The organism is Streptomyces sichuanensis (assembly GCF_020328095.1).
Taxonomy (GTDB): domain Bacteria; phylum Actinomycetota; class Actinomycetes; order Streptomycetales; family Streptomycetaceae; genus Streptomyces; species Streptomyces cinnamoneus.
Genome location: NZ_JAIXMK010000015.1, coordinates 132,873 through 148,215, shown reverse-complemented (window position 1 = coordinate 148,215; position 15,343 = coordinate 132,873). Strand labels below are relative to the sequence as shown.

The following is a 15,343-nucleotide window of genomic DNA, read 5'->3' as shown; positions in this document are numbered from 1 at the left end:
GCTTTTTTGCCTCCGTCACCAAGTGACCGGGAGTGCCATTACCGAGAACGCGGAGCCGTTGACGAAGTGCAGTTCGTCGCGTGGCGTGGCCAGGCGGAGGGTGGGGATGCGCCGGAACAGTGTGTCGAGGGCGATGCGCAGCTCCATCCGGGCCAGGTTCTTGCCGAGGCACTGGTGCGGCCCCGAGCCGAAAGCCAGGTGCCTGCGGTTGTCCCTGGTGACATCGAACGTGTCCGGGTCGGCGAAGGCCGCGGGGTCGTGGTTGGCGGCGGCGGACAGGGCGGCGACGCCCTCACCCGCCCGTATCGGAGTGCCGGCGATCTCGACGTCCGCCGTGGCGCGGCGCATCAGGGACAGCTCGACGACGGAGAAGAACCTCAGCAGTTCCTCCACCGCCGCCGGGGTCAGGCCCGGGTCGGCGGTGAGGAGGGCGAGCTGGTCGGGGTGTTCGAGGAGGGCCAGGACCCCGAGTGCGGTCATCGTGGCGGTGGTCTCCAGGCCCGCGGCGACCAGGAGTATGCACAGTTCGACCATGGCCCAGCGGCCCTCGTCACCGCTGAAGAGCTGGTGGCCCGCCAGCCTGCCCAGCAGGTCCTCGGGCCGCTCGGTCATCTTGGTGGCGCACAGCGCGTCGAAATACGCGATCAGAGAACGGAAGGACTCGGCGCGATCCGCATCAGCGGAGTCGTGGGCCATCAGCACCATGGTGTTGGTGGTGAACTCCTGCCGGTCACCGGTCGGGATGCCGAGCAGCTCGCACAGCACCAGACCGGACATCGGCACGGCCAGCGCGGACACCAGGTCGGCGGGCTTGGGGCCGGCCAGCACATCGTCGAGCAGACCGTCGACGATGCACTGGACCTTGGGGCGGAGTTCCCGCATGCGGCCGATGGTGAACTCGCCGGCGACCGCACGGCGGGCGGGGCCGTGCTCGGGCGGGTCCATCCCGATCAGCGAGGGCCTGAAGCCGGGGTACACGGTCTCGCCGACGCGCATCCACGGGAAGTCGGGGTGCGAACGGTCGGAGCTGAACCGGGCGTCGCCGAGCACAGCGCGGACGTCTTCATGGCGCGCGGCAACGAACACGGTGCGCCCGCTCGGGCCCGTCACCCTGGGCAGGCCGGGGTGCTCGCGCAGGCCGGCGTAGTCCGGCGGAGGGGAGAACGGGCAGGTCCGGAACATCGGCCAAGTCTCGGCTCGCAGCGGGCTCTGGTCGCGCATGGTCACCACCTCGACTCTGTCGGAAGTCAAGGACAACCGTATGGCTGGTGATACCCGATTTTCCCTAGACTCCCGTTGAGGTCGGAACTCAGCCGTCCACGAGCCGGCGGCGTCCAGCAGGCCGCCGGCGATCGCCTTGGTGACGAAGCGGACGACGGCGCCGGCGAGGTTCCCGAGGGTGTTGCCCGAGGGTGTTGCCGAGGGTGTTGCCGATGCTCATCTGCGGGCTCTTCGTTCGCTGATGAGGGGCTTGAGCACCGGCTTCACCCGGGCCGGGAAGGGCTCTCCGTAGCGTAGGCGCGGCGGCTCGGTGCCTTGACATCGGAGAGCGGCTCGGCGAGCGCCCCTCATCAGGGAGGACAGGTCATCTTGCGGAAGGGCACCTCACTACGGGTGCCTCACTATGGAAAGGGTCACCTTGGCGTCGCCGCCGTTGTGCCAGCCGGTTTTGTACTTCTCGCTCCACTGCGTGTCCGGGCCGCCGGGGTTGTAGTGCGAATACGTGGCTTCCCATGCGCCGATGACGACCCTCGCCCTGGGCGATGAGTTGTACGCGTGGTCCGCGACGTACAGCGTGACGCTGGACTGCCGCTTGCCCTTGTACGTGCGGTGGCATTCGTTGTACTTGACCTCGCCTCCGGGCATCGTGATCAACCGCCACCCTTCGCACGTGGCCTGCTTGGCGGCTGCGGACGTGCTCGCGAAATCCGCCGCGTGGGCGGCGCCGCCGAACGCCGTGCCCGCCAGGACCAGGGCGGCCGTGCCGAGGCCGACCCGCTGGAACGTATTGCCGATGAGCATGTGTTGCCTCCTCCTGTCGTGACCTGAGGCCCGACCGGCGGGCGGTCGCTCGCCCCGCCGCCGGATCCGGCACCCACAGAGTCGTACGCCCGGCGGCAGGCCGCCAGGAGGCCGCCCCGAGGCGGGACGACGGGGGGACGAAGCGCGCTGTGACCTGCTGGGACGCTGCTTCCCACGAGAGGATGGGGACACCCTGGGACGCGGCGGCACCGAGCGGCCCATTCCATGGAAGCCGGGCGCAGGTCGAGGCCGGTCACCTGGGACCGTGGCGGAGCAGGGCGTCGGCGACGTGGCGTCGACGCCAGAGACGGAGGTCCGCAGGAACCGCCGGCTCTCCAGCGCAGCGCTGCGGGCCTCGTCGTCGCGCCGGGACGCAGGGCGGTCCGCCGGCTGCGGGTTCCGGTGCGGGGCAGGCCGATGCCGAACACCTTGGGCCGCTCGGGCAGGTCCATCGCCCGGACCTCGCGGCGGGCCGGCCCGGGCAGACGCTCGATGGAGCGCTGGACGGCGACGGCCGGTTCGCCTTCGGGGACGTGGGCCCGGACGTGGGCGAGAGCAGCGCGGGCGACGTCGTGGTCCGGCCCCCGCCCCCCCCCCGTGCCCCACCGGGCCTGTAGGCCGTAGCTGACGACGCCCGGGACTGGTCCCGGCCGGAAAAGAACACGACTACAGCACACTTCTGCGACGCAGATCCACCTTTCCGAGAGTTGCCGAAACGTCACTCCTGAAGGCGCTCCTGGATAACCGGCGCCAAACGCTTGTCACTTAAAATAATCAGATGGAGATAAATATAGAAGGGTGGGCAATCGGGGTGGCACGTCACGCATATCCTGCGTACCGCGAGTTCCCGGAGAGGGCACCCGCACTCCGCGGAAACCGCCGCTTCGGCAGTCCGACGACAGGCGACCGACCGATTCGGCAACCGCTCGTTGGCCGTCGCACAGGCGGCCGACTCGCACAACCACCCACCCCCTGGATCCGAGCGATTTTCGAGACCCTTGGCGCCTGGCGGCGATCCCCACTTGCAGCAGTCTCGCAATTTCGCTCAGAATCGGACATCGAATGACTATCGAACACTCCGAGACGCATCTCACGGCACGGCCGGCCAACGAGGACTACCGGCTGGGTACCGAGGCATACACCGATGAACAGCGGACTGCGGTTCTTGCCAAGTTGGAGGGGTACCTGGGAGGGCAGCGGAATCGTCTTCTGGGTTACCAGGTGAACCTGTCGCTCGACGGTCACGCCGCGCTGGGTCGTTTCCTGGGCTACCACATCAACAACATCGGGGACCCGTTCGTCGACAGCAACTACAGTCTGCACTCGAGGTGGCTGGAGCGGGCGGTCCTGGAGCATTACGCCCGGCTGTGGCACGCCCCGCTGCCCGAGGACCCGGCCAGTCCTGGGGAAAAGGACGGGTGGGGGTACGTGCTGTCCATGGGCAGCACCGAGGGCAACCTGTACGCCATGTGGAACGCCCGTGACTACCTGGACGGCAACGCCCTGGTGCGTGACGAGGTCTCCGGCGATGTCAGCTGCCGCACCACCTACCTGCGGGCCGAACACCCCGACGACAATCCCAACGCCTACATGCCGGTGGCGTTCTTCTCGCAGGAGACCCACTACTCGCACATCAAGGCGATGCGGGTGCTGGACATCCCGACCTTCTACGACCTGGGCGGCAGCCTCTACCCCGGCGAGTGCCCCATCGACGTGGCCGGCGCCGGCATGCAGACGTACAACGGGTGGCCGCTCGGCGGAGTCCCGACCACCGGCGGCGACGAGGGTCCGGGCACGGTCGATGTCGACGCCTTGGTGGCCCTCGTGGACTTCTTCGCCGCCAAGGGCCACCCCGTCCTGGTCAACTTCAACATCGGCAGCGTCTTCAAGGGCGCCTACGACGACGTTCAAGGCGCCTGCGAGCGCCTGCGACCCGTCTTCGAGCGGCACGGCCTCGTCGACCGCACCGTGCGCTTCGACCCCGACGACCCCACCCGGGTCAGCATCCGCAACGGGTACTGGATCCACGTCGACGGAGCCCTCGGCGGCGCCTACGCCCCCTACCTGGAGAAGGCCCGCGACAGCGGACTCATCGAGAGCGCGCCGCCGGTCTTCGACTTCCGGATTCCCGAGGTGTCCTCGATCGTCACCAGCGGACACAAGTACCCCGGCGCGCCCGTCCCCACCGGGATCTACATGTCCCGCGCGGGATCCAAGCTGCGCCCGCCGTCCGACCCGGCGGTCGTCTCCTCCCCCGACAGCACCTTCGCCGGCTCCCGCAGCGGCTTCGCCTCCCTGGCCATGTGGAACCACCTCGCCCAGTTCAGCGAGGAGCAGCAGGTGCGGCAGGCCGCCGAGGTCCTGCGGATCGCCGAGTACACGGCCGAACGCCTTCGCCGGCTGAGCGAGCAGCTGCAGGAGCGCGGTGAGCCCTGGGCCGAGGACGGAATCGAGGTCGGCCACGGCGATCACGCGCTCAGCGTCTGGTTCCAGCAGCCGCGGGCTGAGATCGCGCAGAAGTACTCGCTGGCCTGCGTGCCACTCAATCTCGGTGGACGCCGCCACGACTACAGCCACGTCTACGTCATGCCGCACGTCACCCAGGAGTTGATTGACGAACTCCTCGAGGACCTCGCCCAGCCCGGAGCGTTCGACCGTTCCGCGGAGAAGGACGCGCAGCGGCCCCCGATTCCCCACCAGCGCTGACCCGCAGGCGGGCAGCCGGACCGCAATCGCCCGCCCGCCTCCTGGCGAGGTTGCCCCGTACATCCCCACGTGCGGGGCAACTGGCCAAGGGCGCAACCCTGGGCCCGTCACCGCCACCGGCTGCCGGTGACCTCCAAAGACTGCTGCGAAGCCATTCGGAAGGACGCATGACCTCGTTCCTCGACACGATCACATCGGAGGAGCTCCACGCGGATCCCTATCCGGTCTATCAGCGGCTTCGACGGGACCACCCTGTGGCCGAGGTCCCTGCGCTCGGCTGCTGGCTCGTCACGCGCTGGCAGGACGTGCGTCAGGTGATGAGCCACAGTGAGACGTTCACCACCAGCTTTCCGTCCGCGATGTCGGAGATCTACGGACCGGAGAACATCCTGTCGAGGAGCGGCGACATCCACAAAGCGATGCGCGCCGGCGCCGAGGAACTCTTCGAGCCCGAATACGCCGGTCGCGCCCGAGCGTACGCACGAGAGCTGGTCATCGAGCGGGTCTCCGGCATGCACGGGCAAGCGGACCTCATGGGTGAGGTCCTGCAACCCGTCGTGGCAGAGGTGTTCCGGTGGATGCTGAGCCTCGAGGTCGACAGCACGACCCTGCTGCGCCTGGCACAGGACCTGTGGCTGGGCGCCCTCGATTCCGGGGACCCCGCCAAGCTCGCCGTGTCGGCCGCCGCTGCGAACGAGCTCGACGCCGCGCTTGCCCCCTGGATCGAGGGCCTCGGCCCGGACCCGTCCTCGGCGATCGCACGGTGGCGACACGTCAACCCCGGAAGCGTTTGTCCGCGAGACGTCGCGGAGGTCCTCCCGACGATCCGCGTGATCCTCCCGTCACTTCCCGAACCCGGGTGGGCGGCGGGCAGCCTCCTGGTCGCACTGTTCAACGACCCGGACCAGCGCCGGCTTGTCCGGGACCACCCGGAGCTCCTCGGCGATGCCGTCCACGAAGTCCTGCGCTGGATGCCACCGTTCGGGCTCGTCGAGCGCATGACCACGCGACCGGTGGAACTGGGCGGCACACGCCTGCCCGCCGGTGCACACGTCCTGGCCGCGATCGGCTCCGCGAACCGTGATGAGACGGTGTTCGAGCAGCCCGACACCTTCGACCTCCGCCGCCGACGGCAGCCGCTGGTCACCTTCGGATACGGAGAACACGCCTGCCTCGTGCGCGCGTTCATTCCCGCCATCGTAGAAGGCATGGTCACCGGCATCCTCGATGTCCACCCCGGCGTCCGCGCCGACCCTTCGGAACAGCCCCGCCTGGCCGGCTGGGCCGCCCGCTACACCGCACGCCTTTGCGTGGACGGCCTCGGCGACTCCGCGGACCGGACGACGGCGCCGGGGCCGGCTGGTTGAGGCAGGGCCCCCGGACCGGGCCCCTCCGACTCCGGGGAGGGGGCCAGGCCGCCGGATCACCGCCGTAACCCCTGGGCTGGAGCACCATGAGGAAGGTCGCCGTCGTCAGCTGCAAAGGCAGCGGCACATCACATGTCGCCCGCGAGCTGGGCGCGCTCCTCGGTGCACCGGTGACGTACAAGGACAGCGACCCGCGGAACTTCCTGATCGCCGTCGACGGCAGGCCTCGGCGAGATTGGTGACTGCGTATGGAAATGCTGGACGGGGGCGGTCGGCCCTGCCCCGACGATCTTCAGCGAGATCATCGCGCGGGGCCGCACAGAACCCGCCAGCCTGCACGGCTTCCTACGGACCCGGCAGTTTCGTTTGGATCAGTCAGTCGTTGGGCTGGCTGTGCCGTTGACTGACGCGCAGTGGGCGCGGATCGAGCCGTTGTTCCTGGACCGGGCTTCGCACGGAGCCAGTAGTGACTCTCCGATGGGAGAACTGCCACCGTGCACGTGAAGTTTTCCGGAGAGCACACGGTGCGCCACCTCACTGTTCCTGCAGACACCCGCGATGGGTTCCCCGCCGGCAACCTCTCGGGTTTCCGGTCGCCTGTCACCCGCATACTGCTCGCCAGCGACGGTTTGACCACCGTCCTGCTCCAGGCCCTCACACATTCAGACCTCACCCCGCAGGTGGACGGCATCGAGATGACGCCGGGCCAGCATGTGGAGACGACCGCGCGCGGGTTGCTGCGCCTGGCGACGGGCGATGTGTGCCTGGTGCGCCGCACCCGGTTGGTCAGCCGTACCGGTGAGGTGGTGTCGGCGAACATCGTGACGGCGCAGGCCGGACAGGACGCACGGATCGATGCGGCGATGCAGGATCGTACGCGCCCCATCGGGTTCGCGTTCGCCGCGGCGGGCTTGCCGATGAACCGCCGTATCAGCCGGATCGGCCTGACAAGCTGGCCGCAGGCCCCGGACACGTCTTGTGCTTTCAAGGCCTACACCCTGAACGGCGACGACAGGCCGTGGGCGTACATCCGCGAACTGTTCAGTCCCCGGATCGTCCCACCCGGGGTGCGGAGCGAGGCGGCGGCAGCTGGGGAGCGTGCTTGAGATGTTCCGTGACGCCCTGATCGACGCCTTCGCCGTGGGCGGCTCCCGCGTCGCCGTCCTCGACGAGACCGCGGCCTGTTCCTACGCCGAGTTGGACGCCTGGTCCTCCTCGCTGGCCGACATGCTGCGCCCGCTGGTACGGACCGCGGAGGACTGCACCGCGCTCCTCCTGCCCAACGGTCGTTCCTGGCTCGCCGCGTACCTCGCCGCCCACAAAGCAGGCACGGCGGTGGCACCGATGAACGCTGTGCTCACCGAGCACGAGATCGTCCGCGTACTGGAGCATGTCCGCCCCCGGGCACTGCTGACCAGCCCGGAACGGTCGGATGACATCAAGGAACTGTGCGCCGGGCGACGGCTGTGTGTGGACGTGATCGTGGTGACGCCGGAAAGGCATGTCGCGTGCGGTCCACGCGGAGCGGCAGGGAGCGCGAAGCAGCGGGCGGACACCGGCCGCGTGGCGGACAGCCCTTGCATGATCATGCATACATCGGGATCGACGGGCATCTGCCGTCCCGTGATCCAGACGGAACAGGCGCTTCACCTCGCGACCGGCATCTGGCGCGGCCGGCACCGCAACTCAGATGATGTGGTGGCCGTTCCCATCCCCCTCGCGCACACGTACGGCCATCTCGCGGCGATCTCCACGCTGCTGGCCGGGGCGACGCTGCTGACCTCCTCCCGCGCCTTCGAGCCGGCCTGGTGGCTGGAACAGCTGGCCGCTCGCGACGTCACCGTCATCGAGGCGGTGCCGACCGTCTACCGCAGGCTGCTGGAGGCCGCCGGTCAGTGGTGGCGGCCGACCACTCTGCGACGCTGCCTGAGCGCGGGACAGCAAGCACCCGACGACCTGCGCCGCGACTGGCATCGGCGCACCGGCGTGGAGTTGCTGCAGAGCTGGGGGATGACCGAGCTCGCCGGCGCGGGGCTGAGCCCCACCGCCGATTCCTGTCGCGACAGCGCCGGCATTCCGGTCCCGGGCCTGGACGTCCGCGTCATCGACCCCCAGGCCCCCGGACGCCCCATGCCGGCCGGTACGGTCGGCGAACTGTGGGTCCGGGGCTCCCAGGTCACCCCCGGCTACCGTACGAACTGCGGACACGTGGCCTCCGTCACCGACGATGAGGACTGGCTGCGCACCGGCGATCTGGTGGTCCGCGACGCGCACGAGTGCGTCCGTATCGTCGGACGGTCCAAGGACACCATCATGACCGGTGGGTACAGTGTGCAGCCCGCCGAGATCGAGGACGTACTGCGCACTCATCCCCAGGTCGAGGACGCCGCCGTGATCGCCCGTTCCGACCGCCGGCGCGGCGAAGTCCCCCACGCCGTGATCGTTCCCCGACACGACAGCCGACCGGACGCCGAGGAACTGCTCAGCCACTGCCGCGGACTGCTCGCCCGGTACAAGGTGCCCCGCTCCATCGACTTCGCCGAGCGGCTGCCCCTTTCAGCCACCGGCAAACTCGACCGTGCCGCACTGCGCGGCTGCTACGGCGCACCCGAGCAGGAGGACACGCCCCATGTCGTCGGATGACGGAACCCATGAGCGTGTCGCCGATGGTCCGCCCGTTGTCGTGATCACTGGTGCCACCGGCGGACTCGGTGCGGCCATCGCCGCTGCCTGTGCCGAACGGGGATTCCGGCTGGCTCTTGTCGCGCGCACCCGCTCAGCGCTCGAGCACCTCGCCGCGGCGCTGCCCACACAGCCGGGCGGTCCGGTCACGACAGTGTGCGCCGACGTCAGCGACATAGCGGCCGCTGCCATCGCCATGCAGAAGATCTATGCCGACTTCGGCCGCATCGATGTCCTCATCGACAACGCCGGCGTGGAAGGCCCCATCGGCCTCACCTGGGAGATCCCCGTCGAACAATGGTGGGAGGCGGTGCGTGTCAACACACTGAGCACCGTCGCCACCGTGCACGCTGTGATTCCACTGATGGCCCGTCATGGAGGTGGCCGCGTCATCAGCATCAGCAGCGCCGCGGGACGGCACCGCTGGCCCACCTTGTCCGCCTACTCCGTCGCCAAGGCCGCCGGCATCACGTTCATCGAGAACATCGCCAGCGAAGCGCGCCCCTACGGAGTCCTGGCCTTCAGCCTGCATCCCGGGATCGTGGCGACCGGACTCACCACGAGCGCACTGGGCGAGACCGACTCCACCGACCCCTGGCGCCGACGCCGCGCCCTCTGGCTCCGCGAGCAGATCGAAGCAGGGCAGGCCGTTCCGCTCCCTCGAGCGGTCACCGCCGTCCTCGAACTGGTCACGGGCCCAGCGGCGGACCTGTCCGGCCGATATCTGACTGTCGAGGACGTCGCCTTGTCGCGGCAATAGCCGGCTTCAGGGGGCGACACATGGGCACGGGCATGGGCACGGACAGCGACGCGACGGGTGAGCGGCGGGAGACGGCGACGAGCGACAGACAGGGCTATGACCTGCGGTTTTCCTCACCGACCGCCCCCACTCAGCGTCCGCCGCGGTGTCGAATCACTTGACCGGGCCTGAAGGCCCCGTGCTCACAGCTGCTCGGCAGGGCCTGGACTGTACGGGCTTGCCGTGGCGGAGGAGGTCGGCCGTCGTGACCGGGTCAGGGGCGGCGTCCGAGCTGGGCGTGGACGACGTCTCGACGACGAAGTCGATCGCGTCGGCGGCGTCTTCGACTGCGGGGGGCACCCACGACGTTGGGACGGCTGCCGACTCAGTCAGCCGGGGCGTCGCCCACGGATTCTGTGCCCATGGCGCGGGTGATAGCGCGTGCTACGGCGACCACGGCGGGGATGTGCGCGGCGGGCTGGCTCCGTTCGGTCGGGGTAATGACCGAGATGGCGGCGATGGTGGCGGGGCGCCGGTCGAGGATGGGTGCAGAGACGCCGGTCATGGAAACGTCCCATTGGGGGCGTGAGAACACCGCGAATCTGTCGCGGCGGATGGCCGCGAGCCGGGACCGAAGTGCATCGGCCGTCCCCATCAGGTCGTCCTCGTCGGGCGGGTGGTCGGCGGCGAGGAAGTCCTCTTGGACCTGAGTGGGGGCGAACGCCAGCAGGACGAGCCCGGGAGCGGTGGCGTGCAGCGGGAGTCGGCCGCCGACCCTGTACATCACGCGCTGGGCATCGCGTGCGGACAGCCGCTCGACCAGGACGCCTTCCAGGCCCTCGCGCACGACCAGTTGCACGTGCTGGCGCGTGGCATGACAGAGGTCTTGCAGGTAGGGCAGGGCGATGGCGCGCAGGCCGTGGCCGCGCGGTGCCACGGTGGCGATCTCCAGCAGCCGTAAGCCGATGGTGTAGTGACCGGAGTCGGCACGTTCCAGCGCGCCGTGCTCGACGAGTCGGCGGGCGATGCGCAGCGTGGTGGCCTTGGGCAGGTCCGCCCGCGCGGCCAGGGCGGTCAAGGACAGCACCGGTGTCTCCGGCCCGAAACAGGTGAGCACACGGAAGGCCCGGTCCAGGAGGGGTTCGCCGTGAGCCGGGCGGTGTCCGCGGGCGCGGGGCCGCTCCTCGTTGGTGCCGCTGCCGTCGTGCGAGCCGTTCACCCCAAGCTCCACGGGTCGCGCCGGACGGGTCCACTCAATGAAACCAGGGCTGGTCCGTAACCGACAGACCCGCGAGCATCCTCCGCGTCGAGCTAGGCCCTTCAGGGCCTAGCGTCGACATCGTCAACCAGAGAAGGACGTGCAGTCATGAAGTTAGCCATGCGTACCGGACTGGCCGCCGTGGTAGCAGCCGCGGCGCTCACCGTGGCCGCCCCGCCGGCCGGCGCCGCCGGCGCCAAGAGTGACCATGCGGCGGCCGGCCCGGACAAGGTGAGCTCTGTCCAGAAGGAGACCGACGGTCGCCGCGTGCTGCGTCCCCGCGCGGGGAACCCGATCCAGATCAGTCCTGCCGCGTACAACCAGGCCCGGAGCATCCTGGCGAAGGCCGGCAGCATGACCGCGGCCAAGTCCCACCCTCAACACGGCACGACCGGCGTGCCGGCCAGGTACGGCGTCAACCTGCTGGCCTGCGCGCGGGACGAATACCGGGCCCACGACAAGAACCTTCCGCTGAAGCAGTCGGGCATGTCGCCCTACCACTACATAGCTATCCACGACGCGGCGAAGACCATGGGTATCTCCCGCTGGTGACGCTGCCGACAGCGCACCAGCCCAGCACCGCCGGGCTGGTGCGCACAGGCTGACGAGAACGCCCTTGCCTGGAATGACGGTCCGGGAAATCAGCCTTGGGTGGGTCCCCCCTCGGGCAGCTCATGCCCATCTCGCCTACCCTTCAACAAGCGAAGGCGGCCCAGGGGGCGCGGCGGCCGGGCCGGTGTGCGGCAGACTGCAGGTGTGACCACAGCGCTCCGGCGCGGCCTGGTCACGCCCTCGGCCGAGAACCCCACCCCCTCATAGCACTGCCGCCGACACCGTGGCGGGAGCCGCATGCCGACTCGCGCCGTGCACTCCACTGGCTGTCTTCTTCGGCTGGCCCTTCGGCCGTCAGGACCAGGACCCCGGTGGCGTGGGACCCTGGTCGTCGGAGACGCGAGATACACGGACGAGATGTCGTTTGTCGAAATCGATGGTGGCGAGGTTCGCAATGTCTTGGAGCGGCCCTGACCCGATGACGGGGCGGCATCAGTCGAGCGCAGCCGCACCGGATGTCCCCGCTCGGGCCCAGGTCCGGCCTCGGGCATCACGCGTGCCCTCGGCGCGGCGCCCTCTCGGGGCGCGGTCCGCGCCGTCTACGATGTTCTTGTCATGATCACATTGAAGGTGCTTGGCCCGTTCCGGGTCGAGGTCGACGGCCGCTCGGTCGATGCGGGCGGCCGGCTCGCCCGGATGGTCCTGGTCCAACTGCTGCTCGCGCGTGGGGCGGTGGTGCCGACGGAACGGATCGTCGAACGGCTGTGGCCGACCCGGGTCCCGTCGAGCGCCCAGGCATCCCTCCACGCCTACATAGCGCGGCTGCGGCGCGTCCTCGAACCGGGGCGGGCGCCGCGCACACCGGCGCGGCTGCTGGTGAGCGCACCCTACGGCTACGCCCTCGCCGTGCAGCAGGACGCCGTGGACGCCTGGGTGTTCGAGGACCGGGTGGCGGCCTCCTCGGCGGCCGAACTGCCCGCCTGGGCCGTCGTCGAGGGCCTGGCCGCGGCGCTCGCCGCCTGGGGCGGGCAGCCGTACGCGGAGTTCTCGGACGAGCCGTGGACCGCCGGTGAACGCGCCCGCCTGGAGGAGGTGCACCGCGCCGCCCGCGAACGGCTCACCGCGGCGCGACTGGGCTGCGGACAGGCCGCGCAGGCCCTTGCCGACGCGGGCGCCCTGACCCGCGAGCAGCCGTTGCACGAGGAGGGCTGGCGGCTGCTGGCCCTGGCACTGTGGGCCCGCGACCGTCAGGGGGACGCCCTGGCCGCGCTGCGGCAGGCCCGCCACATCCTCGGCGAGGAACTCGGCGTCGAGCCCGGATCCGCCCTGCTGGAGCTGGAACAGGCCCTGCTGCACCAGCGCCTGGACGTGCTGCACCGGGCGACCGGGACCCCCGCCTCGACGGCGGTGGCCGTCGTGGGCGCCGAGGTGGCCTCCACCGCGGTGGCGGTGCGCGGTCCGGCCGCGGTGGCCGGGCCGGGGACGCCGACGGTGCTGACCGCGAACCGGCTTCTGGGCCGGGACGAGGAGTTGGCCGGGCTCGCCGCCGCGGCGGACCGGGCACGGGGCGGCCGGGCCCAGGTGGTCGTGGTCTCCGGCGAGGCCGGCATCGGCAAGTCGAGCCTCCTGGAAGCCGCCGTCCGTCAACTGCCCGGGCAGGGCTGGCTGGTCGGATCCGGGCAGTGCCCGGAGACCGACGGGGCCCCGCCCGGCCGGGCCTGGTTCGACATGCTGCCGGACCTGGCGCGGACCGCGCCGCCCGGCCCGTACGCCGATGAGCTCAGCCCGCTCCTGGCCCCCGGCACCGGGGGCGACTCCGCGCAGCCGGAGGGCAGCCCGGCCCGGCGCTTCCGCCTGCACAGGGCGCTGCTCGGCTGGCTCCGGGACACGGCCCTGCGGCGGCCGCTGGCGATCGTGCTGGACGACCTGCACCGGGGCGACCCGGAGAGCATCGAGCTGTTCCTGCTCTGCGCCGAGGAGCTGCGCGACGTACCGCTGCTGCTGGTGGGCTCGTACCGGACCGGCGAGGGCGATCTGACAGGGGCGCTCGCCCGGCTGGCCGCCTGCTCGCCGGTGCGGCTGGCGCTCGGCGGGCTGTCGGACGACCAGGCGGTGGAGCTGCTGCGGCGCGGCGCGGCGGACATGAGCGACCAGGCCGCGGTGGCCCTGGCGGAGCGGGCCGGGGGCAACCCGTTCTACTTGCGCGAGAGTTCGCTGCTGCTGGCCGGTGAGGGGGAGCAGCAGGCGCTGGCCCGGGTCCCGCAGGGGGTCCAGGACGTGCTGCGGCGACGGCTGGCCCTGCTGGCGCCGACCGTCACGGCCGGGCTGCGGCTGGCGGCCGTCGCCGGCCGCGAGGCTCCCGTCGCCCTGCTCGTGCACGCCGCGGACAGCGACGCCGAGCAGCTCCTCGACGCGCTGGACACGGGAGTGACCGCCGGTCTGCTCACCGAACCGCGTCCGGGCACGGTCCGCTTCACCCACGCCCTCGTACGGGACGCCCTGGAGGGCGACCTCACGCGCCTGCGGCTCGCTCGGATGCATTCCCGTCTGGGCCGGGGCCTGATCGCCCTCGGCTCGGACGACGTCGCCGCCACCGCCCACCACCTGCTGCGGGCGGCCGCGGTCGTGACCGCCGACGCCGGGCCCGCGGTCCGGCACGCCCGGCTCGCGTGCGAGCAGGCGGTGCGCCGCTACGCCCCGCAGAACGCCGAGGCCCTCCTGGACGCGGCCCTCGGACTCCTCTCGGACCATCCGGCCGCCTTCGCCGACCAGGATGTGGCGCTGTTGCGGGTGATGCTGCTGGGGCAGCTGGTGGACTGCCGGATCCGGATGGGGGCCGTGGTCCCCGCCCGGGAGGCACAGGAGCAGGCCGTCCGGGTGGCCCGGGCCGAGGGCCGGGCCGACCTGCTGGTCGCGGCCTGGACCACGTGGACCGAGCCGACGCCCTGGCGGGTGCGCCCGTACGCGGCGTCCGACCCGGAGGCCGTCGAGGAGCTCGGCGAGCTGCTGGAGGACCCGGGGCTGACCGACCGGCAGCGCTGCCTGCTCCTGGACCAGCTGTCCGACGCGCTGGACGACACCGATCCCCGCGCGGTGGCCGTGGCACGGCAGGCCGTGGACCTCGCCCGGACCGTGGGCGAACCGCGACTGCGGGGCCTGACCCTCACCTCCCTCCTGCGTAAGGTCGACTGCGAACTCGAACCCGCCGTCTACCTGGAGCTCCACCGGGAACTCGGCGAGGTGGCCGACGCCCAGGACAGCCCCGAGTACTCCTGGATGAGCGCCTACACCGCCGCCCGGATCGCCGCCGCCGGCAACGACCCGGCGGAGATGGAGCGGTGCCTCGTACGGGCGGACGGGATCGCCCGGAGGTACGGGCTCCAGGGCGCGTTCGCGGTGGCCAGGCTGCGCCGTCCCATGCTCGCCATGGCCCGGGGGCGGTTCGAGGAGGCCGAGGAGGCCATGGGGTCGGCGGTGGCGGAGCTGCGCGCCCGGGGGTCGGTGGACCTGAGCGGGCTGGCCGCCCTGGGCGTCGGGTGCATGCGGCTCCAGCAGGACCGGCTGGCCGAGATGGTGCCCGTGCTGCTCGTGGTGTGGGAGCGGTACAAGCCGCACAACGAAGCCCTCGCCGCGCTCGCGCTGCTGGCCGACGGCCGTCCCGAGGAGGCCCGGGAGATCTTCGCCCAACGCGTGCCGCTGCGGCGCGACTTCGCCTTCTCCATCCTGGCCGGGCTGCGCGGCATGGCCGCCGTCGCCCTCGGCGACACGGCGGCCGCCACCGAGGTGTACGAGGACCTGTCGCCCCTGGAGGGGCTGGCGGGCGGCACGAGCAGCCTCAGCCTCGCGTTCCGGCCCGTCGCGCAGACCCTCGGGGAGCTGGCCGAGTTCCTGGGCCGCCCCGAAGCGGCCCGGCGCCACTTCCTCGAAGCCGCGCGGGTGGCGACCGCGTGGGACTCCCCCCACTGGGCGGGCGCGGCGCGGTCCGGCCTGGCCGGACTGCCGCCGGCGCCCGCCTAG

Annotated in this window: 11 protein-coding genes; 8 read left to right on the top strand and 3 right to left on the bottom strand. The window is 71.1% G+C overall.

The features are described from left to right. Positions 1-15 precede the first annotated feature (15 nt). Both LE181_RS07950 and LE181_RS07945 read right to left on the bottom strand, forming a co-directional pair. Entirely contained in the window at positions 16-1,251 is a 1,236-nt protein-coding gene (locus LE181_RS07950) for a cytochrome P450 (RefSeq protein ID WP_225660476.1), read from the bottom strand. A gap of 357 nt (positions 1,252-1,608) precedes the next feature. Beyond that, a complete protein-coding gene (locus tag LE181_RS07945; protein WP_225660475.1) occupies positions 1,609-2,022 on the bottom strand; it encodes a hypothetical protein in 414 nt (137 codons plus the stop codon). Between the two features lie 1,062 nt (positions 2,023-3,084). Here LE181_RS07945 and LE181_RS07940 point away from each other — a divergent pair. The 6 genes from LE181_RS07940 to LE181_RS07915 all read left to right on the top strand — a co-directional run bounded on the left by LE181_RS07940 (position 3,085) and on the right by LE181_RS07915 (position 9,537). Further along, entirely contained in the window at positions 3,085-4,728 is a 1,644-nt protein-coding gene (locus LE181_RS07940) for a PLP-dependent aminotransferase family protein (RefSeq protein ID WP_225660474.1), read from the top strand. Between the two features lie 167 nt (positions 4,729-4,895). Further along, complete coding sequence (locus LE181_RS07935) at positions 4,896-6,095, top strand: cytochrome P450 (RefSeq protein ID WP_225660473.1); 1,200 nt, start codon at positions 4,896-4,898, stop codon at positions 6,093-6,095. An 86-nt stretch (positions 6,096-6,181) separates the two neighbouring features. Next, positions 6,182-6,337: a P-loop NTPase family protein gene (locus LE181_RS07930; protein ID WP_225660472.1), complete on the top strand. Its 156-nt coding sequence runs from the start codon at positions 6,182-6,184 to the stop codon at positions 6,335-6,337. A 252-nt stretch (positions 6,338-6,589) separates the two neighbouring features. After that, the gene (locus LE181_RS07925; RefSeq protein WP_225660471.1) at positions 6,590-7,201 is read left to right on the top strand and encodes a hypothetical protein; all 612 of its coding nucleotides are present in this window, start codon (positions 6,590-6,592) and stop codon (positions 7,199-7,201) included. Position 7,202: 1 nt separating this feature from the next. Beyond that, positions 7,203-8,738 (top strand): class I adenylate-forming enzyme family protein, encoded by a 1,536-nt coding sequence (locus LE181_RS07920; RefSeq protein ID WP_225660470.1) that lies wholly within the window; start codon positions 7,203-7,205, stop codon positions 8,736-8,738. Next, complete coding sequence (locus LE181_RS07915; protein WP_225660469.1) at positions 8,725-9,537, top strand: SDR family NAD(P)-dependent oxidoreductase; 813 nt, start codon at positions 8,725-8,727, stop codon at positions 9,535-9,537. Before LE181_RS07920 ends, LE181_RS07915 begins: the two co-directional genes overlap by 14 nt. 364 nt (positions 9,538-9,901) lie before the next feature. Here the strand turns inward: LE181_RS07915 and LE181_RS07910 are convergent, their stop codons facing one another. Next, entirely contained in the window at positions 9,902-10,735 is an 834-nt protein-coding gene (locus LE181_RS07910; protein WP_225660468.1) for an IclR family transcriptional regulator, read from the bottom strand. A gap of 147 nt (positions 10,736-10,882) precedes the next feature. Between LE181_RS07910 and LE181_RS07905 the strand changes: the two genes are divergently transcribed. Together LE181_RS07905 and LE181_RS07900 are read left to right on the top strand one after the other, a co-directional pair. After that, complete coding sequence (locus tag LE181_RS07905; RefSeq protein ID WP_225660467.1) at positions 10,883-11,326, top strand: hypothetical protein; 444 nt, start codon at positions 10,883-10,885, stop codon at positions 11,324-11,326. 615 nt (positions 11,327-11,941) lie between these two features. Further along, the gene (locus tag LE181_RS07900) at positions 11,942-15,343 is read left to right on the top strand and encodes an ATP-binding protein (RefSeq protein ID WP_225660466.1); all 3,402 of its coding nucleotides are present in this window, start codon (positions 11,942-11,944) and stop codon (positions 15,341-15,343) included.